The sequence below is a fragment of the Mesoplasma coleopterae genome (assembly GCF_002804245.1).
Taxonomy (GTDB): Bacteria; Bacillota_I; Bacilli_A; order Mycoplasmatales; family Mycoplasmataceae; genus Mesoplasma; species Mesoplasma coleopterae.
Genome location: NZ_CP024968.1, coordinates 591,179 through 610,483 on the forward strand (window position 1 = coordinate 591,179; position 19,305 = coordinate 610,483).

At 27.3% G+C, this 19,305-nt stretch carries 15 protein-coding genes and 10 tRNA genes; all 25 read right to left on the minus strand.

Features of this window, described 5'->3' with window-relative positions; all coding sequences use genetic code 4:
- Nucleotides 1-85: 85 nt before the first annotated feature.
- The 25 genes from MCOLE_RS02670 to MCOLE_RS02785 all read right to left on the minus strand — a co-directional run bounded on the left by MCOLE_RS02670 (nucleotide 86) and on the right by MCOLE_RS02785 (nucleotide 19,242).
- Nucleotides 86-1,021, minus strand: coding sequence for an ROK family protein (locus tag MCOLE_RS02670; RefSeq protein WP_100671219.1), 936 nt, complete (start codon nucleotides 1,019-1,021; stop codon nucleotides 86-88).
- A gap of 16 nt (nucleotides 1,022-1,037) precedes the next feature.
- Nucleotides 1,038-1,391, minus strand: coding sequence for a hypothetical protein (locus MCOLE_RS02675; protein WP_041356903.1), 354 nt, complete (start codon nucleotides 1,389-1,391; stop codon nucleotides 1,038-1,040).
- 5 nt (nucleotides 1,392-1,396) lie between these two features.
- Nucleotides 1,397-3,016 carry an alpha,alpha-phosphotrehalase gene (locus MCOLE_RS02680; protein ID WP_100671221.1) on the minus strand — a complete coding sequence of 540 codons (1,620 nt, stop codon included), beginning with the start codon at nucleotides 3,014-3,016 and terminating at the stop codon, nucleotides 1,397-1,399.
- 29 nt (nucleotides 3,017-3,045) lie between these two features.
- Nucleotides 3,046-3,495 carry a hypothetical protein gene (locus MCOLE_RS02685; protein ID WP_100671223.1) on the minus strand — a complete coding sequence of 150 codons (450 nt, stop codon included), beginning with the start codon at nucleotides 3,493-3,495 and terminating at the stop codon, nucleotides 3,046-3,048.
- Between the two features lie 45 nt (nucleotides 3,496-3,540).
- Entirely contained in the window at nucleotides 3,541-5,100 is a 1,560-nt protein-coding gene (locus MCOLE_RS02690; RefSeq protein WP_100671225.1) for a PTS transporter subunit EIIC, read from the minus strand.
- 63 nt (nucleotides 5,101-5,163) lie between these two features.
- Nucleotides 5,164-6,111: a LacI family DNA-binding transcriptional regulator gene (locus MCOLE_RS02695; protein WP_100671227.1), complete on the minus strand. Its 948-nt coding sequence runs from the start codon at nucleotides 6,109-6,111 to the stop codon at nucleotides 5,164-5,166.
- Between the two features lie 81 nt (nucleotides 6,112-6,192).
- Nucleotides 6,193-9,174 carry a BspA family leucine-rich repeat surface protein gene (locus MCOLE_RS02700; protein WP_100671229.1) on the minus strand — a complete coding sequence of 994 codons (2,982 nt, stop codon included), beginning with the start codon at nucleotides 9,172-9,174 and terminating at the stop codon, nucleotides 6,193-6,195.
- Nucleotides 9,175-9,267: 93 nt separating this feature from the next.
- Complete coding sequence (locus MCOLE_RS02705; RefSeq protein ID WP_100671231.1) at nucleotides 9,268-10,233, minus strand: LacI family DNA-binding transcriptional regulator; 966 nt, start codon at nucleotides 10,231-10,233, stop codon at nucleotides 9,268-9,270.
- A gap of 215 nt (nucleotides 10,234-10,448) precedes the next feature.
- Nucleotides 10,449-12,047 carry a 2,3-bisphosphoglycerate-independent phosphoglycerate mutase gene (gene gpmI, locus MCOLE_RS02710; protein WP_100671234.1) on the minus strand — a complete coding sequence of 533 codons (1,599 nt, stop codon included), beginning with the start codon at nucleotides 12,045-12,047 and terminating at the stop codon, nucleotides 10,449-10,451.
- Nucleotides 12,048-12,062: 15 nt separating this feature from the next.
- Nucleotides 12,063-12,884 (minus strand): Cof-type HAD-IIB family hydrolase, encoded by an 822-nt coding sequence (locus MCOLE_RS02715; RefSeq protein WP_100671236.1) that lies wholly within the window; start codon nucleotides 12,882-12,884, stop codon nucleotides 12,063-12,065.
- A gap of 3 nt (nucleotides 12,885-12,887) precedes the next feature.
- Nucleotides 12,888-13,634: a triose-phosphate isomerase gene (gene tpiA / locus MCOLE_RS02720; RefSeq protein ID WP_100671237.1), complete on the minus strand. Its 747-nt coding sequence runs from the start codon at nucleotides 13,632-13,634 to the stop codon at nucleotides 12,888-12,890.
- A 108-nt stretch (nucleotides 13,635-13,742) separates the two neighbouring features.
- Nucleotides 13,743-14,312: a hypothetical protein gene (locus tag MCOLE_RS03715; protein ID WP_167373855.1), complete on the minus strand. Its 570-nt coding sequence runs from the start codon at nucleotides 14,310-14,312 to the stop codon at nucleotides 13,743-13,745.
- An 8-nt stretch (nucleotides 14,313-14,320) separates the two neighbouring features.
- On the minus strand, nucleotides 14,321-16,255 hold the full coding sequence (locus MCOLE_RS02725; protein ID WP_167373856.1) for a hypothetical protein: 1,935 nt from the start codon (nucleotides 16,253-16,255) through the stop codon (nucleotides 14,321-14,323).
- 40 nt (nucleotides 16,256-16,295) lie between these two features.
- Entirely contained in the window at nucleotides 16,296-16,991 is a 696-nt protein-coding gene (locus tag MCOLE_RS02730; RefSeq protein WP_100671239.1) for a hypothetical protein, read from the minus strand.
- Between the two features lie 84 nt (nucleotides 16,992-17,075).
- Nucleotides 17,076-17,151: transfer RNA gene (locus MCOLE_RS02735), tRNA-Phe, on the minus strand.
- 2 nt (nucleotides 17,152-17,153) lie between these two features.
- Nucleotides 17,154-17,230 (minus strand) — tRNA-Asp (locus tag MCOLE_RS02740).
- An 8-nt stretch (nucleotides 17,231-17,238) separates the two neighbouring features.
- Nucleotides 17,239-17,314: transfer RNA gene (locus MCOLE_RS02745), tRNA-Met, on the minus strand.
- Between the two features lie 7 nt (nucleotides 17,315-17,321).
- Nucleotides 17,322-17,414, minus strand: a tRNA-Ser gene (locus MCOLE_RS02750).
- Between the two features lie 36 nt (nucleotides 17,415-17,450).
- A tRNA-Ile gene (locus tag MCOLE_RS02755) sits at nucleotides 17,451-17,527 on the minus strand.
- A gap of 7 nt (nucleotides 17,528-17,534) precedes the next feature.
- Nucleotides 17,535-17,611: transfer RNA gene (locus MCOLE_RS02760), tRNA-Met, on the minus strand.
- Nucleotides 17,612-17,620: 9 nt separating this feature from the next.
- Nucleotides 17,621-17,696, minus strand: a tRNA-Ala gene (locus MCOLE_RS02765).
- A 15-nt stretch (nucleotides 17,697-17,711) separates the two neighbouring features.
- A tRNA-Pro gene (locus MCOLE_RS02770) sits at nucleotides 17,712-17,788 on the minus strand.
- A 46-nt stretch (nucleotides 17,789-17,834) separates the two neighbouring features.
- Nucleotides 17,835-17,911: transfer RNA gene (locus tag MCOLE_RS02775), tRNA-Arg, on the minus strand.
- 136 nt (nucleotides 17,912-18,047) lie between these two features.
- Nucleotides 18,048-18,122 (minus strand) — tRNA-Cys (locus tag MCOLE_RS02780).
- Nucleotides 18,123-18,231: 109 nt separating this feature from the next.
- A complete protein-coding gene (locus MCOLE_RS02785; RefSeq protein WP_100671241.1) occupies nucleotides 18,232-19,242 on the minus strand; it encodes a Pr6Pr family membrane protein in 1,011 nt (336 codons plus the stop codon).
- Between the last annotated feature and the right edge of the window lie 63 nt (nucleotides 19,243-19,305).

A 19,305-nucleotide genomic window follows, 5' to 3' on the forward strand; every position in this document is an offset into this window, starting at 1 on the left:
CATAAAAAAACTTTATATTTATAATAATCAAATTAAAAACTATTCAAAGAAAAATGAACTTCTTATTTGAATAGTAAATTAATTATTAAATATTTTCTAAAGCTCAGTAATAAGCTCCTCAAATTCCTGCGTCATTACCAAGCTTAGCTATTTCTATAACCATGTCTTCATAAAATGATTTTAAAGTGTATTTTTTTAAATTTTCAAAAATTATTTCAGATATTCTTTTGCCTAAATTTGAAGGTCCACCTCCAATGATTACTTTGTCAACATCTAAAACGGTTTGTAAATATCCAACGGCTTTTGATAATGGCATCAAACACTCTTTAAATATATTTATAATAACTGGATCTTCATTATTGAACAATTCAACAATATCAATAATTTTAATTGTTTTAAATTCTTTTCCTAATTTTGATTCAATGTAGTTCTTGTTATCAGCTTTATTAAGTTCACGCTCTATACCTGTAGCACTACTTCTTGCTTCTAAACAACCATAAACACCGCATGAGCAAAGCAATTCTTCATCAGCGAAACAACCACCATGGCCACCTTCACTTGCGTATCCTTTTTTAGTTCCTTCTCAAATTTGTTTATTTAAAATTAAACCATGACCAACTCCAGTTCCTAAAGTGAACAGCATCATAGATTCTGGTATACCATCTTGACCTTTTTTTCATTCACCATAAGTTGCTGCATTGGCATCATTTAAAATAAATATTTTTTCAAAATTAAATATTCTTCTTGCTTCTTTTAAAAGAGGGTAGTTTCATCAATTTAAATTACCTGCAAAAACAATAATTTCAGTTTTTTTATCATATGCACCAGGTACAGAAAAAGATATTGCTTCAACATTTTCTCATTTATAACCATTTTCTTTAAAATAAATATCTATCATTTTCTTTAAATTTTCAATTATTTCAAATTTTGGTGTTTCAACAAAAAACTTACTTTTTATTTCAAAGTTTTCAATAAGTGCGCATTTAGCTGAATTTCCACCTAAGTCAATATTTAGTATCATTTTATTTCTCCTAATTTTATAATATGTGTCTTGTACTTAAATAAATTTTTCTATATGTGTAAATTCCATACATGAAAGCAAAAATATTTAGTGTTAATAGCTCAAATATTATTAAAATAAACATTGTTTTCATTGATTTTTCATTTAAATAACTTCCATATATATCAATCTTATATATAGCTTGTCAGCAGTACAATGCACTTACTATAGTTTGGATAAAAACTATACAAGGTAATATTCATCAAAAAGGAAACTGTTTTACAACCCCAATATAAATACAACTAATTATAAAAAGTAAAGTTGAAACAATGAAAACTGCAATACTTGAATTAAGCGAAAATCTTGCCTTTTCACGATCATTATATCTCATTGTTTTTATTTCCTTTCGATTGCTATTACTTGATAAGGTTTTAAAGAATCAAAACTAAAATCTTCATAATTATTTAAAATTATTTTTCAATTATTGCTATCTAGTTTTAATTTTATCAATTTATTTTCAGTTGTTCAGTTTGTTAATATAATTATTTCTTTATCTTTTAATTTTCTAGAATATGCATAATCCTGATTTTCAAAAAAGTTTATTGTTCCATCATTAAATACTTCTTCATTTAATCTTAAATTAATTACTTTTTTATAAAAATTTAAAACAGATTTATCATCATTTAATTGGTTTTTAACATTGATTGTTTTGTAATTTTCATTAACAAATAAATCTATATTTTCTTTTTCTGAAAATCCAGCATTGAATTCATCATTTCATTGCATCACACTTCTTGCATTGTCTCTTGATTTAATTCTTAAAATATCAAGTACTTCTTCTTCTGATTTTATTTTTAATAAATCATTAGCATTTCCAATTGATTCAACATCTTTAAATTCATTAAGGTTATTAAAAGTTAAATTTGTCATACCAATTTCTTCGCCTTGATAAATGAATGGAACTCCACGCATTAATGAAGTAAATGCAAAAATAGAAGTTGCACTTTCATATCAATATTTATCTACATTTCCAAATCTTGAAACAGCTCTTGGTTGATCATGATTATTCATAAATAAAGCTAAAGTAGAATTTTCTAATTGATAATATTCTTGTCATTCTTTTTGTAATTTTCAAAACAAGTTTAAATCAGGCTTAACATTTGTTCATTTGTCATTATTTTCATAATCAACTTTTAAATGTAAGAATGTAAAAACTGAATCAAGCTCTTTATTTTCTACCTTAGCATATTTAGCTGATTTTTCTTTAGTTGTTGATGAAACTTCACCAACTGTAAATATTTCATTATCAGTTCCAAAAACTTCATTATGCATCAAGTTAAAGTACTCTTCAACTTTTGCTCCATCTGTATAGAATCTTCTTCCGTCCCCAATTTCATCATTTTCAAATGATGAGGGTTTGCTATAAAGATTACAAACATCAAGTCTAAAACCGTTAATACCTTTATCTTTTCAAAACTTCAATATATTAATTAGTTCATTTCTAACTTCCGGATTTTCTCAATTTAAATCTGGTTGTTCTTTTGTAAATAAATGTAAATAGTATTTATTTAGATTAGGTACAAATTCTCAACTTAAACCACCCATTTTACTTTTTCAATTAGTTGGCTCTTTACCATTGACTGGATCTTTAAAAATATAATAATTCATATATTTTTCATCACCAGCTAACGCTTTTTTAAATCATTCATGTTGGTCAGAAGTGTGATTGAAAACTATATCTAAAACAATTGTTAAATTTCTTTTCTTTGCTTCAGATATAAGAATTTCCACTTCTTCCATAGTACCAAATTCTTCATTTATTCCGCAATAATCTGAAACATCATAACCACTATCTTTAAAAGGCGATTTTGTAAAGGGTGATATTCATATTCTAGTTATGCCTAAATTTTTTAAATAATCTAATTTATTTATTATGCCTTTGATATTTCCTTTACCTTTTTTCTTACCATCAGAAAAAGTTAAAGGGAATATCTGATAAATTACTTCATTTCTCATTTTTTCCCTTTTTCTATTTAGTTTGTTATTTATGCTAAAATATATTGATTGTTAATAGCATATTCAATTGATTTAATAATCATTTTAAATTTTTCTTGATTGCCTTCAGTTACAAAATTTGGCAATTCAAATTTAGGTCAGTCATATACATTCTCAGGCAATGTAACTCCTAAATTTTGAAAATATGCTCTTTGTTCTTCAACTCATTTTGAACTAAAATAAAATTCTTTTGTAGAAACACTATAAGCTATAATCATTCCAATTCCTGTTATTATAAATGTTGCAGTAATTCCTAATAATATATATCGATAAGTTTTTATTTTCTTATTATGAGAACTTTGCTCTTGCTTATTTCCCGAAATTGCAAACAGTAAAATAGCTATTGATGGAATAACAATTAAGAAACAAAAACCTATTGCTGCCATTGGGTTTGTTTTTTGAAGTATTCCTGGTAAATCTGTATTTGCTAATAAATTCATAATATAATTTCCTTTCTTATTTCTTGAATCAATTAAATATTTCTCTTATTTTAATAATTCTGCTGCCTTAACTTCAATATTAAATTTTTCAAAATATTTAACTTTTGAAAATAGCATTGTTAACCCAATAGCTGTTGCTGCTGTTATTAACATAGAAATCATAAATCATGTATAACCAGTTCCAATTCAAGTATTAACACCTTCAATTTTTGATTCAACTTGAACATTTAAAATTCCTAATCAAGCACCATTCCCTGAATTTGTTGCACTTACACCTGAAATAACTGCTAATTCTAATCCTAAACCTGTAGCAATTGAAGCTGCTACAAATGGATACATATGTTTTAAGTTAACACCATACATTGCTGGCTCAGTAACACCTAGATAAGCTGAAACAACTGAAGGAATACCTACGTCTTTTGCTCTTGGATCTTTTTTGTTAACTAATATTCAACCAAGAACTGCGCTTCCCTGTGCAATTGCTTGTGCACATGTACCGATAAATAAGAAGTTTCCTCCATTTTGTATTGTATCTTGTACGAACACTGCATTAAATAAGTGGTGTACTCCTGTTAAAACAATTGGCGCATAGACCATACCAATTATAAATCCGAAGAAGTATTTTGCAATATTATTTGTAAATGCTCATGAAATAGCAAAACTAATAACTGATGCAACTATAAATCCTGCAGGACCAATTACAAACATAGCTAATGTAAATGTTGGTAAAATTGTAACTAATGGAACAACAATTTGACTTACAACTGCTGGTGATGTTCTTTTAATTCATTTATTGATATAAGCACCAACAATACCAATAGCAAACGCAGGAATAACTTGCGCTGTATATTGAATTTTTCAAGGATATTTCATGAAACCTCAGTCAAAACCTCCATCATCCATACCTGCCATAATTTGTCAGATTCATTTAAATCCACCATCTTGTGAAGCTTCACCAGAAACTTCATAAACATTCATTAAAGGTGGAACTAATAAACACAATCCTACAACAATCCCCATAACTTGGTCAGCTTCCATTTTTCTAAAAATACTTCAGCATAAATGAACTGGTAGTCATCAGAAACAAACTTGAGCTGGAATTCATAAGAAGTCATCAAGCCCCTGTCAGAACTGACCAGATTTTACAATTATAAAACCATTAAAATCTGCCTCCAAAATATTTCTAAATCCTAATATAATCCCCCCAGCTACTAAAACTGGAATAATTGGTATAAATACTTCTCCTAAAAAATTAAGTGATTTTAAAAATCATCCACCATTATTTTGGTTTGCAATGGCTTTTGCTTTTTCTTTTGTTACCGCTTGAACACCTGAAACAGCTACAAATTCTTTAAAGTATTTCTCAACTTCTGTACCAATAATAATTTGATATTGACCAGAAGATTTAAAAGTACCTTTAACGCTTGGCATTGTTTCAACTTTTGCTTTATTAATTAAATTTTCATCTTTAATAATAAGTCTTAGTCTTGTTAAACAATGTGTAGCTGAAATTATATTTTCAGATCCACCAAGATATTCAACAAGTTCTTTTGATCATGCTTTTAAATCAATCTTCATTTGTGGTAATTTTTCTTTTTTACCCATAATCTTTGCCTTTCTATTGGAAACATTTCCAACATAAATATTATAAAACAAAAAAATAAAAAACTAAATAATTTTGAAAAAATTTTCCATTTCAAACTTATTATTTAGTAATTTATTCCCTAATTGATATCCAATATAAAAATAATCTATAAAAATATTTATATCTGCGTTAGTTAAAAATTGACTTTTACCCATTCCACCAATATCTGTTGTAATATATCTATCACGAACTTTTTTGCTCATTAAAAAACTAAAAACTGACATTGAAATTGTATGTGTTGCTGACACTATTATGTCTGGTTTGTTTTCATCAATTATTTTTTCAATAATTTCTTCTGCAACTTTAAAACTGTTTTGATCTAATAAGTAGTATTTAAAGTTTTTATTTTTTATTTTCTTTTCAAAAGCTTCTATTCTATTCTTACCTGTTGTTATATCTTTTTTATTTAAACCAATAAATGCAATCTTTTTACTTGGATATTTTAAATTTATTATTGATGCTAATTCTTCAAACATTTTCTTATCATCAATTTTTATAGATTCTATGTTTTTAATATTTCTATTATAAACAATAACTTTTGTTGTTGAAATATTTGTAATTTCATTAATTAATTTTGCTGAAGTATTTTTTGGTAAGAGAAGTACAATTCCAAGTGGATTTCTATTTATAAGATATTTTAAATCATTAATATATTTGTCGCTTTCAGAAGAAGAAAAAAATACAAAAAAATTTATGTTTTTTTCGTTCATAAAACTTTTAACACCATTTACAATTTCCATATTTGCAGTTTCATCTTTATTATAAGGTAATATTAAATAAACATCTTTACTTGGTTTTTTAATATTTGAAGCAGCAAAATTGGGGACATAGTTTAATTTTTTTATTACTTTATCTATTTTATTCTTTGCATTATCAGATATATTATAGTTATTAAAATATCTTGAAACAGTTCCTATTCCAACGTTTGCAGCCTTTGCTATATCATGATAAGTTATATTATTTTTGCTCATTTAGTACCTCTTTTATATTTTAACTTTATTTTATAATACTAAAAAAGCAAAATAAAAAACATTGAATATTCAATGTTTTATTTAATACTTAGCTAATAAAGGTTTTTGCAAAACTCATGCCTTTGTATTGGAATCAAAGTTTTCATAAGATTTTACTTTATTCACATTTCAAAATCCTAGATTTTGATTAAAATTAACTGCGCCCTTGAACATATTATTCATACTATTTAAATTTGATGTATTTCACCCACTTATATCCTGATTAAAACTCGTAGCTCCGCCAAAAGTTGCATTCATGTTTGTTATTCTTGACACATTTCATTGTTTTATATTAGGATCATTAAATTTTTTTAAATTAAAAAATGCTGAATATAAAGAAGTTATTTCAATTGGCAAGTATGGAGAAATTTTTTCTAAGTTTTCGGGCAATCTACCTATTACAAATGCTTCTTGGTAATAATCTATACCTATTTGATAAACTTTAATACCATCATTTTTATTTTCAAGTGAAACAGTGGGCGGATAAACTTGAATATTTCCTTTCGAGTCTTCAGCTATTGTTTCTTGTTTTAAGCCATCTCTACCCAATTCTGCCATGTAGTAACTTACTCTTTTTTCTCCACCTGAAAGTGTATAGTAATTTTTATATTGATCTTTAATTTTTATATCAACAATACCACTCGCATTATTCAAAGTAAACAATTTAAAATCAATTGCGTTAAATTCTTCTTCAGATAAATTTAAATATGCTATTGATTTGGTTAAGTCTAAAAATTTATAGTTTGAGTTAACTGTAAAATCTTTTTTTACAACTTGATCATACAATTCATATATTCTTGTTGTATCAATATTTTTCATAAAAATTATTTTATCACTTATTACTTTAAACTCGCCATTAAAATTTGAGTCATTTCATTTGTAAGTTGAATCAATAAGTTCCAATTTAACTTTAATAAATTTGTCATCTTTATCTTCTTTTAAAGAACTTATAACTTTAATACCAGAAGCACTAAATTTTTTATATTCTTCAATTGCCTGATTTTCTGGTGTTTCTTCTGTTAAAAAATTATTTAAAAGATTTTCTATTTCATTAATAGAAACAACATTAACATTTCAGTTATGTTTTATAGAAGTTGAGTTTGAATATTCTAATCTTTTATTTGATAAAGATCATTGACCAATAAACATTCATGTATCTTCATGAAATTCTACATCTAAATGCTGATTTTTGCTTAAAGAATAAATAATAACAACTATTTTACCTGCACCGTATTTTTTGTCTACTGCTTGTTGTAATTCTTCCTTATTTCAAGCCTTATTCTTATGTTCATTATCATTAACTAATGAGTATAATTCTGAATTAATTATTTCAATATTCCTACTATTGTCAAATTTCGGTCTTGCTAATTTTCAGTTTCCTGTTTTTACATCAAAATCATCAATATTAATTACATTGTAAACATTTCAACTACTTAGATTTTGATTGAAACTAAGAGCATTTTCAAACATATGATCCATCATTGTAACTTTCTCTGTTTTTCATTTGCTAATATCTTTATTAAATTGAGAGGCTTTTGCAAATGTATATGACATTAATGTTACTGATTCAGTATTTCAACTAGTTATATTTCCATCAAATTTGCTTGCTTCATGGAAAGTTCCATACAGAGAAGTAACATTTGAAGTATCTCATAAACTTAAATCTTGATTAAATTCAAAACATTGATAAAACATATTTGTTAAGTTTGTTGCACCACTTGGTAAATAATTGTTAATTTGTCTAATTTTTGATGGCATAATAGGTACTTGGCCTTGAAAATTGTAACCAATTTGGTAAATAGTTTCAGTATCAATTTCTCTGACTGAAGGCTCTTTTTCATTAGCAAAATTTATAGCTACAAAAGCTTCTGTTTCATTGTCATAATAAATAGTACTTTGATTTTTTGAATTGTTTGTTCATTCATTTAAATTTACTTCAATTTCATTAGATAATTTATACTTAATGTTGTTCTTAGGAGAGACAATTATTTTTCCTTCTGTTATTGAAAATTGGATTAATTCAAATACTTCTGATGATGTATTCATTTTTATAATATATTCAATAGTTTTTTCAAGGTCAGTTTCACTAGAAGTATTAAATGATAAAATAGATAATTTATTTAATAACATGCTTAATTCTTTTGTATCAATTATTTCTTTGTTATCAACTTTAACTTCAATTTCAAAATGCGTTGAACTAATAGTATAGTTATCTTCATCAATAGTTATATTGACTTCAAAAACTGCATTTTCAATTTCATTTAGCTGTTTTTTATATACTGATATTGTTTTAACTCCATTTGGTTTATGAATATTTTTTAAAGCATTAACAACTTCTGAATCATTCATACCCTCATTTATCGACTCTTCAAAAGTTTGTTTTAGGCTATTATAATTAATAATTTCTTTTTTGCCAATTCTTATATCAACAGTAAATGTGTTGCTCCCATCAAGTTTATAATTTTCGTCTAATTCAACACTGAACTTAACTTGTTCATTTGTTAAATTGTAATTATTTGTTTCAAATTTAACTGATTTAACACCTGTTATACTTAGTATCTCATTTTCAATTGCAGATTGAGCAGCCTCCAAAGTTACATAATCGCCTTTAACCTTATTAGCTGCAGCTTGAATTTCACTTGCAGCTAAAACTTTATACATTTTTCAATCGTGAATTAAAGTTATTTCACCTATATAAGAACTTTTATCATTTAGCTCTCCATTTCCTATGAATTTTCAATTTTGGTTATAAACACCATCAGTCATTTCTTTTACTTCAGTTTGTGTTTCTTGAACTGTTATTTGTTCTTCACCATATTTTTGATTAATTTCGAATTGTAAATCCTTTACTTCTCATTTTTGTTCGGTTTTTGATTTCAATAAATCTTGTAAATTTTTTTCAAGTGTTTTGACATGAATTTTTTCTAATTTGTCCCCTACCAAAATAGAATTGCATGACACAGCTAAAATAACACCATTTGTTACCAAAGTTGCTGCTGCTAAAAAGCTTATTAATTTATTCATAAAAACACCCCCTATGTTATCATGTATAAATTATATGTTACCAAAAAAACAAAATAAAACATTAAAAATTGAAACGTTTCATTTTTTAATGTTTTATTTAAAACTTATTTTATAAATTTGTTCTTTTGTTGTTGTTTCACCAAAAAAAGATTTAACAATTTGCCTTCCAACTTTAAAATAATCAATAGTTATTTTTATATCTGCATCTACCATTTTTTGAGAGAAATCATCTTTTCCTATATCTGATATTATAAATTTATCTCTTAAATTGTTTCTATATAAAAATTCATACAAAGATACACTTAAAACATGAGTTTCACAAACAACTATATTTGCTGGGCAATATTCTGCTGTTTTTTCCATTCACTGAGTTATTAATGAAAAGTCATTTTTTTCTAAATAGTGAAAAGTGACTGAACTTTTTTTAATTCCATTTATGAAATTATTGTGAACCTCTTGAAACATTTTTTGATTTAATGTATCGGCATTTTTAATACCTAAAAATGCAATATTATTATTCGGGAGTTTCTCATCAATTTTTTCTGCTAAATTTTTAAAAATTTCTGGAAAATTTATACAATGATGTTTTACTCCTTCGATTTCATAATTATATGTTATTATCTCTGAACTCTTTATTTCCTTAAGAGTTTTAATCAAAGAAGTATTTATTTTTTTAGGCATAAAAGAAATTATTCCTAACGGATTTCTTTGATTTATATATTTAATATCTTTTTCGTACATTTCTGGATTTGGTGATGACATAAACTGAAAAAAATTAATATTTCTTAAATTTAATTCAAATTTAATACCATTAATTAGAGGCATATTTATTGTTTCATTTTCTGAAGAAGGAGTTACAACATAAATATCAGAACTTTTCTTTCTTAAGGTTGATGCTGCAAAATTAGGAACATAATTTATTTCCTTTAAAACATTATCAATTTTAATTCTTGTTTTATCAGAAATTTTTTCACCATTAAAATATCTTGAAACAGTACCAATAGCCACATTTGCCTTTTTAGAAATGTCATGATAGGTTATTTTTCTTTCTTTATTCATTTTTCTCCTATATCTTTTTCAATAATATTATAAAGCATAAATAAAATGTTCTATTTTTAACAATAAATAATAAATATAACCTTTAAATGGCTTTTCAAATATATAATTTAACATTTTTTTTAATATCCTTATATTTTCTGCTTTTACAAAATAAAATAACACCTCAAATTACTTTAATAGTGTTATTTTTTAAATTATACAAATGACTATTATTTTTATTTTTTAATAATCATTGAAGGTTGAGTCATTTCTTTAGGAATTTCCAATCCCATAATATCTAAAATTGTTGGTGCAACCTTAGCTATAGCTGGATCAAAATTACTTAGTTCAATTGTTTTATCAGTAACAATAATTGGTACTAAACTTGTTGTATGTTTCTTATTTGGTCCACCATTTTCATCAATCATGATTTCTGCATTACCATGATCAGCTGTAATAACCATTACACCATTGTGTTTTAAGACAAATTCATCATGAATACGTTTTAATTGTTCATCTAAAACTTTTACACCTTTAACAGTTGCATCATTATTTCCTGTATGTCCAACCATATCACAGTTAGCAAAGTTTAAGATAATTAAATCAAATTCGTCTTTTTTAACTTCTTCTAGTAATTTATCTGTAATTTCAACAGCTGACATTTCTGGTTTTAAATCATAAGTTGCAACTTTTGGTGAAGAAATTAAATCAATACTTGCATGTGGTAAAGTAATTTCTTCAGGTTTTGCTAAACCATTTTTAAAGTAATCGTTTCCTCCATCAAAGAAGAAAGTAACGTGAGCAATTTTCTCAGTTTCAGCAATTCTTAATTGTTTTAATCCTAAACTTGAAATGTATTCTCCTAAAGTATTAGTTAATGGAGTTGGTGGGTATGCTATAAATGGTGAAGTTACACTATCTGCATATTTCATTGTTGAAACAAATCTAATTTTGTCTCCAATGAATTCAATACCTTTGAATGCTTCATCATTTCACGCTGGATAATTATTGTTTGTCATGATTGATGCCATTTGAATAGCACGATCTGGGCGGAAGTTTGTAAAAATCATTGCATCATTTGCTTTTAATTCTGAATCAACAACACTTGCATTGTATGCTGGCACAATCATTTCATCATCTAATCCATTTTCATATGCTGCTTTAACATATTCAATTGGATCAGTAAATTTAGGTTGGTCAACTTTTCTTTCAGTAATTGTTGTATATGCTGCTGCACTTCTTTCAAATCTTTTATCGCGATCCATCGCAAAGTATCTTCCACTAATTGAAGCTATTTCACCAATATTGTTGTTATCTTTAATAACTTGTAATAATTGATTGATATATTGTTCAGCAACTTTTGGAGCTGTATCTCTACCGTCAGTAATTAAATCAAATTTAATATTTGTTAAACCAAATTTAACAGCTGCTTTATACATTGAAATCATGTGGTTCATGTGTGAGTGAACTCCACCATCTGAAAATAATCCCATTAAATGTAACGCACTATTATTTTCTTGAACATATTTAAAAGTATCTACTAACACTTCATTTGTTGAAAATCCATCAACTTTAACTTCATGGTTTAATTTTGCTAGAGATTCCATGTTGATTCTTCCAGCACCTAAGTGAATATGTCCTACTTCTGAGTTACCCATTTGCCCTTCTGGTAAACCTACTCATTCACCTGAAGCATGTGCTTTAACTCATGGGTACATACCCATCATTTCTTTTACGAATTTTTGATCAGCATTAGCAACTGCATTACCAGCACCAGCTTCTTCAATTCCTCAGCCATCTAAAATGGCTAAGATAACAGGTTTTTTAACATTCATTTTTATTTCTCCTTGTTATTTATTTAAAATGTACTTGTTAACAAATTCTGCAACAGCACCTTCTGTGTTTTCTTTATCTATATATACTTGGGCTACTTCTTTAATTTTTGGTTCTGAATTTTTTAAAGCTACTCCAATTCCAGCATGTTCGATCATTGGTAAATCGTTCATACCATCACCCATTGCAGCAATGTTTTCTAATGGAATATTAAAGTATTCTGATAATCAATCAATCGCAAATTTTTTGTTAATTCCTGGCGCATTGATTTCAGCAATTTTTCCATCATTAGTTGCAATATTTAAATTGAAATCTTTTTCAAATTTTTCATAAAGATCATAATTACCGTTGAATCCTAAAATTTTGAAAAAGTTAAAATTGAAATTATCTTTAACATCTTCATAGATTAGATATTCTCCATCAAAAAATCTTCCTTCTCAATGACATTCTTCATTATAAACATCATTAACTTTTCTTGAAAGAATAACTGTATTTAAATCATCAACATATCCTCATAGAATTGTATCTGTATTTTTAACTTCTTCAAATAATTGTTTAGCTTGGTCAGATTTAATTGGACTACTTTTTAAAACCTTTTCAGTATTTAAATCATAAATACATCCAGAGTTACATCCAATTAAAATTGCATTCTCTTCGGCCAAATTATGAGCTTTTAAATTATTTGGTTTTGCTAAAACTGGTCTTCCAGTAACAAAAGCTACTTTAGTACCAGTTTTAATAGCGTCTTGTAATGGCTTAATATTAGATTCGATAATATTTCCCATCTTGTGATAAGAAGTACCATCCATATCTAAAACTAAAAGTTTAATTTCATTCATTAATTATTTTTTGTATTTGATTAATGCAATAAAATCATCAGCTTTTAATGAAGCTCCACCAACAAGTGCTCCATCAATGTTTGGTTGTGACATTAATTCAGCAATGTTTGATGGGTTAACACTTCCACCATATTGAATAGTAATTTGTTGTGCAGTTTTTTCATCATAAATTTTTGTTAAATTTTTACGAATAGCTTCACACACTTTTTCAGCATCTTCACTTGTTGCAGTTTTACCTGTTCCAATAGCTCAGATTGGTTCATAAGCAATAATTGTTTTTAATGCATCTTCTGCACTAATTCCTTTATATGCTTTTTTAATTTGTGCGTTTACAAATGTAACAGTTTTTTTAGCTTCTTTAGTTTCTAAAGTTTCACCACAACAAATAATTGGTGTGATTCCTGCAGCTAATAATGCAGTAGCTTTTTTGTTTACTGTTTCATCAGTTTCAGCAAACATTTCTCTTCTTTCTGAGTGACCAATAATAACATATTGTACTCCTACTTCTTGTAACATTGAAATTGAAACTTCTCCAGTAAATGCTCCTTTTTCAGCAAAGTGAACATTTTGTGCAGCAACTTTAACATTTTTTGCTTTTTCAATTCCTGTTGATAATAATGTAAATGGTAATCCTAATCCTGCAACTACATCTGATTTTTTAGCAGCTTTGTCAACTTTTTTTAAAAAAGTTACAAGTTCAGCATTAGTTCCGTTCATTTTTCAATTTCCGAAAATTACTTTTTGTCTCATGATATTTCTCCTCTTGTTTTTTTTGTACATTTTTAATTATATAACAATAAGAAAATCAATGAAATAAAAAAGATAACAACATTTAAGTTGTTATCAAAAAAATGAATGCTATTTGACTTGCGTATTAATTCTAGCTAATTCTTTTCAATCATAATTTCCTGATTTTATTCAAATAGTTGCATCTGTTGATCCTCAGCCTGGTCATGCTTGAGCAGTTCTACCATAAATTTCTCAAATAAATTCACCAGTATTTTCATTTACTAAGTATGTTTTAACGTCAATGTTTTTATCATCTGCTCTACGAGTTGTTAACTCATCTAAACTTGCTTTATAGTTTTTAATTACATAACTTAATTTTAAAGTTGTACCTTGTTTAATTTTTGCAGTTGATGAAGGTCAATTATCTCCAATTTTTTCTAAATATGGTAAGGCTAATATATTGGCTGTTATTTCAATTTTTTGATTAGGATCATCTTCTTGATATAAATTTATGAGACTTGTAACATCATCTTTTGCAGTTGATGAAACTTTAATAGTTAAAAATTGTCTGTTGTTTTTAATATTAACTTGTCCATCAGTTTCAGCAATAACTTCTGGATTATCAGTTTCTATTTTAAAAGTTTTACCTGATAAATTTTTACCATAAATTTCATATGTATTTAAAGTTGGGTTCCTCATATCAAAAGTTAAAGAATCTTTTTTTTAAACTCAGCAGGCATATATCATGTACCATTATTTGAAAAAACCTTTTCTCCTGTACTGCCTAATTTGTAATTAATTGTTACTTTATATGATAGTTCTTCTTTGTCAATTCATTCAAAGTAAACATCAGAAATGCCGCTCACTAATTTTAAATTAGATTCTACTTGTTTTTGTAAATTGCTTTCTTGCCCTTGTTTTCAATTATAATTATTTTTAATATTATTCAATTCTTTGTCAATATTTTCTGAAATATCAGTTTCTTGTTTTGAAACTAATGTAAATATAGGTCCTATTTCACCATTCAATTTTAAAGCTATTTTTACTTTGCCATTTTCTGGTAAAGATTTAATAAATTTATAATAGAGTGTAAATTTTTGCTCATTTTCAGAATCTTGAACTAGTTTTATTTCTACATATGTTGAAACTGGAAAAGAATTTTCAATTTCTTGAAGTTGTGAAATAAATTGAAGATTATCTCCTTTAGCTTTATCGAAATCTTTCATCATAATATCTAAAGATGTTTCATGATTTAAATATCATCCATATTCTGGTTCTAGTTTAGACACTATTTCAGGTTTTGCTAATATTATGGTTGTAAATTCTATTCCGTCTTCTTTTTCTTCCTCATCTCAAATTTTAATCACTGCTTGAATATTTTTATTCTCATTAGCAACTAATGTAATTTTTCCATCAGCATAAGTTGCTTGTATTGATGAATTATCTGAACTAACAGATATTTTCTTATTAGTTAAATTTTTCCCTTTTACATCAATTGATATTTTGTTAGTTTTTCTCATATCGATTGTTTGATTTTCGATCTTATCAAAACTTGCAGATTCATATTTTAACAATGTTCCACTTATTGAAGATGGACCAAAGAAATCATTTGAGTAAGTTAATTTAATATTATATTTCAATGTTGCTTCATCTTCTCAAGAAAACTCGGCATTTAAAACCCCTTCAATTTTTAAATTAGATTCAACTGCACTTTTTGCTGAAACTGAACTTTTATATTCTTTTGACTCAAAATTATTCTTAACTGTTTTAATAGCTTCAGTCAAATTGGTTTTAAGTTGTATAACTCCCTCAGCATTTTCGGGACCTTTGCTTTTTTCATCATATCTAATAGAAATAGTATAGTTATAAGGTGCTCACTGATCTCAAACTAAACTTGTTTTTTCAACACCTTCTATACTTTCAAAAGTTGATTTAATAAATTTCGCAGCAGCAACTTTTGACTCATATTTTTTATTATCCTTACTGATTGACTGGTTAGCAGCATAAATATCAGTGCTTAAATTATTTTTTAAATTTATCAAAACTTCTAGTTTTTCTGGCCCTTGAACATTATCTCTATAATTTAAACTAACTTCAAATTTTAATTGACTTCTTACTGTTAATATTCTAACAACACTAACTTGTTCAACACCAGTAATCGATTTAAATTTAGTTCTAATGCTTTCTTTAGCCTCATCTTCATTATCGTAATAAGTCATACTTAACTCTTTAGCAACTTCACTTACGTTCTTTTCGTTATTAATTTTAATTACTACATCAAATTCTCCAACTGATGCTTTTTGTCATACATAACCTTTTTTTAATTTTGCCTTAATATGAATAGATGAAACAGAATTGCTTCCGTATAGACTACCTGTTAATGATTCTATTCCTTCGGTTTTTCAATCTTTTTTATTTTGAATATTTTTTATTGCTTCTTCTCTGCTATTAAATGCTTCTTTTTCATCCAAATATTTTTGAATTTCTGCTTTTAATAATACTTGACTGGTTTCCTTATCAGCCGTTTTTGGGTCTGTTGTTCCGCCTTTATTTTTATCACCCTTAAAAGAACAAGACACAATTGTTGCGCTTGCTCCTCCAACAATACTAACCGCAGCTAGTAAAGTAATTGTTTTTTTCATTTCCCTAACCTCTTTCTTTTATTTAATAAATAAAATTAAGTTAGTTAATTAAAGGTGGCATGATCCTCATTTTTTCAGTTTTATTAATTTTAGTCTTTAAATATTTAAAAGTTAATTCATTTTTTTTAATCGTATATGCTAAAAAATGCTTTATTAAATTAATAAAAACAATTTCATTATTTTGATCACATTCATCATTTTCGTTGTTTGTTGGTTCATATTTTTGAATTCATAAAGAAAGATCAACTTCTCCTTCATTTTCAATTAGTCAGTTCTTTTTAAAAATATATTTTATTACTATATATAAAATAAGACTTATTATAATAATACTCATCACTAAGAAAACAATGGTAACTATTTGAATAGATAAAGGCAAAGTCTCTTTAAACCTATTAAAAAATATAAATCGTACAAGCTTGATTGCTAAAAATGGTATTATTAGACCTAAAAGTTTAAATATTGACTTTATATTCTCTTTTTTAGTTAAAACATTAATATTTTTATTCTTAATTAAATCTTCATCATCTCTTGAAATGAATCTTATAGTTTCTGAAGTCAACAATATTATTAAAATAATTGAAAAAAGATTATTAATTTTTTCAATAATCACGTTAGTTGCTTGATAATCATCTGTTTTCATAACTTCAAAAGATAACAAAAAGGCAAACAAAAAGTGTGCACAAACTATTGCATAAATTGAAAAATAAATTATTTTTTTAAATTTTGGGGCATGCATTTTGTTAACCTCCTATTTTATTTATAACTAATTTTACTCTTTTAAAAAAATAAAAAAAGCACATAAGTGCTTAATTTTTTTTAGTGGTGGTTGTGGACGGAATTGAACCGCCGACACGCAGAGCTTCAATCTGCTGCTCTACCAACTGAGCTACACAACCGATGGCGACCCCAACGGGACTCGAACCCGTGATCTCCTCCGTGACAGGGAGGCGCGATAACCAACTTCGCTATGGGGCCATTAAAAATGGTTGCGGGGGCAGGACTTGAACCTACGACCTTCGGGTTATGAGCCCGACGAGCTACCAACTGCTCTACCCCGCGATAAAAATGGCGGAAGATGAGGGATTCGAACCCCCGCTCGGGTTTCCCCGACTCTCGGTTTTCAAGACCGATCCCTTCAGCCGGACTTGGGTAATCTTCCATGTAATATTCAAGTTGCAACCATATTATTAGCTAGTGGTGGACCTTATTGGACTTGAACCAATGACCGTCCGGTTATGAGCCGGATGCTCTAACCAACTGAGCTAAAGGTCCTTAATTATGGTAGCGGGGGCGAGATTTGAACTCGCGACCTTTCGGGTATGAACCGAACGCTCTAACCAACTGAGCTACCCCGCCGTAAAAAAATGGTGGACCCTATCGGGATCGAACCGACGACCCCCTGCGTGCAAGGCAGGTGCTCTCCCAGCTGAGCTAAGGGCCCACAAAAAAAATATAATGGTCGGGAAGACAGGATTCGAACCTGCGACCCTTCGGTCCCAAACCGAATGCTCTACCAAGCTGAGCCACTTCCCGATACGACAATGTTATTACTTTTTCAATAATAACATTAAAATTAAATTGGTGCGCCCGGAGGGACTCGAACCCCCAACCTTTTGATCCGTAGTCAAACGATCTATCCAATTGATCTACGGGCGCATTTGTTATTATTGGTACACCTTAATTTAAGGGACTTTTTTATTATAAATAAGTTTTGTAAAAAAAACAATAGATTTTTTATAAAATTAAATTTTGCAAAAAAAATCGTTCAGCTGTCTGAACGATTGAATTTATTTGGAGGCGGCAATCGGATTCGAACCGATGATCAGGGTGTTGCAGACCCATGCCTTAGCCACTTGGCTATGCCGCCATTAAATACTATATAAGTATATAAAAAAAATCTTATTATGTAAATTGATACTTGCACTTTTAAATAATTATAAAAAAAATCAGACTTTAATGTCTGACCATTTTATATATTATTTTTTATCAATTCTCTTAATTATTAAATATTTATATAATGATGAAAAACCAATATAGATTGCTGCTATTACAACAACAAAAATAAAGAATCATACAATACCTGGTATTCCTAATAAACCATCTTTAGCAGGTGTAGTAACTTGTAAGAAAAAGTACGGGTAAGCATACATTGAAGTTGGAGCTGTTCCTCCTGCTTCTTTTATTAATCCTCTAATAATTGCATATATACCATAGCTAATTAAAATTATGATTCCTTGCATTCAATTTTTATGTAAAAACTTAGTTGATATATTTTCTTTTGAATCATGTTGCATTCCTAAAATAACATATAATACAAATGCTATTGGTCCAAATGTATGAAATACTTCATTTTCAATCACTGATGTAGCACTAGGGAATATTGCTTGAGTTAAAGATTCACCTTTTCCCAAACTTGTTGCAATAACAGTTGGTCTTAAACTTAATTGGTAAATTAAGAATGTAATAGTAATGAATGTTGCTGTTAAAATAGCACCATTAGTACTTAATAATCCTTTTTGACCTTCATTTTTTGGTTTAACTAATGAAGTAGTCATTCAAACTAAAACTAACATATTACTTAATAAAGTAAAGAATGAAGTTCTAAATCAAATATCTTCAAATGGTTGATAGTTAGCATGAAGAGTTTTATTTTCACCAACTATTGTAAAACTAATAGAACCTATTACATTTCAAACAATTTCACCATTTTCTTTTGATGATACTAATCAGTCATGGCTTCCACTTTGAGAAGCTTTTTCTATTAGTTCTAAAACACTGTTAATGCTATTTGTCTTAATGAAATCGTTAATTTGACTTACGTAAATACTTGAATTAATTATTGGTTTCAAGTAACTCATAATTAATACAGCTAATAAAATTACTACAAAAGATAATTTAAATCAGAATTTTCAATCACTTAGTGAATAGTTATCCAAAAATCATTTTTTTGTATTTTGCTTTTTTAAACTAAAATAATTTTTATTCATTTTATCTCCTTCTTAATGGAATTATATACTTAAAATAAAAAGCATATAACCTTTGAAAGATTA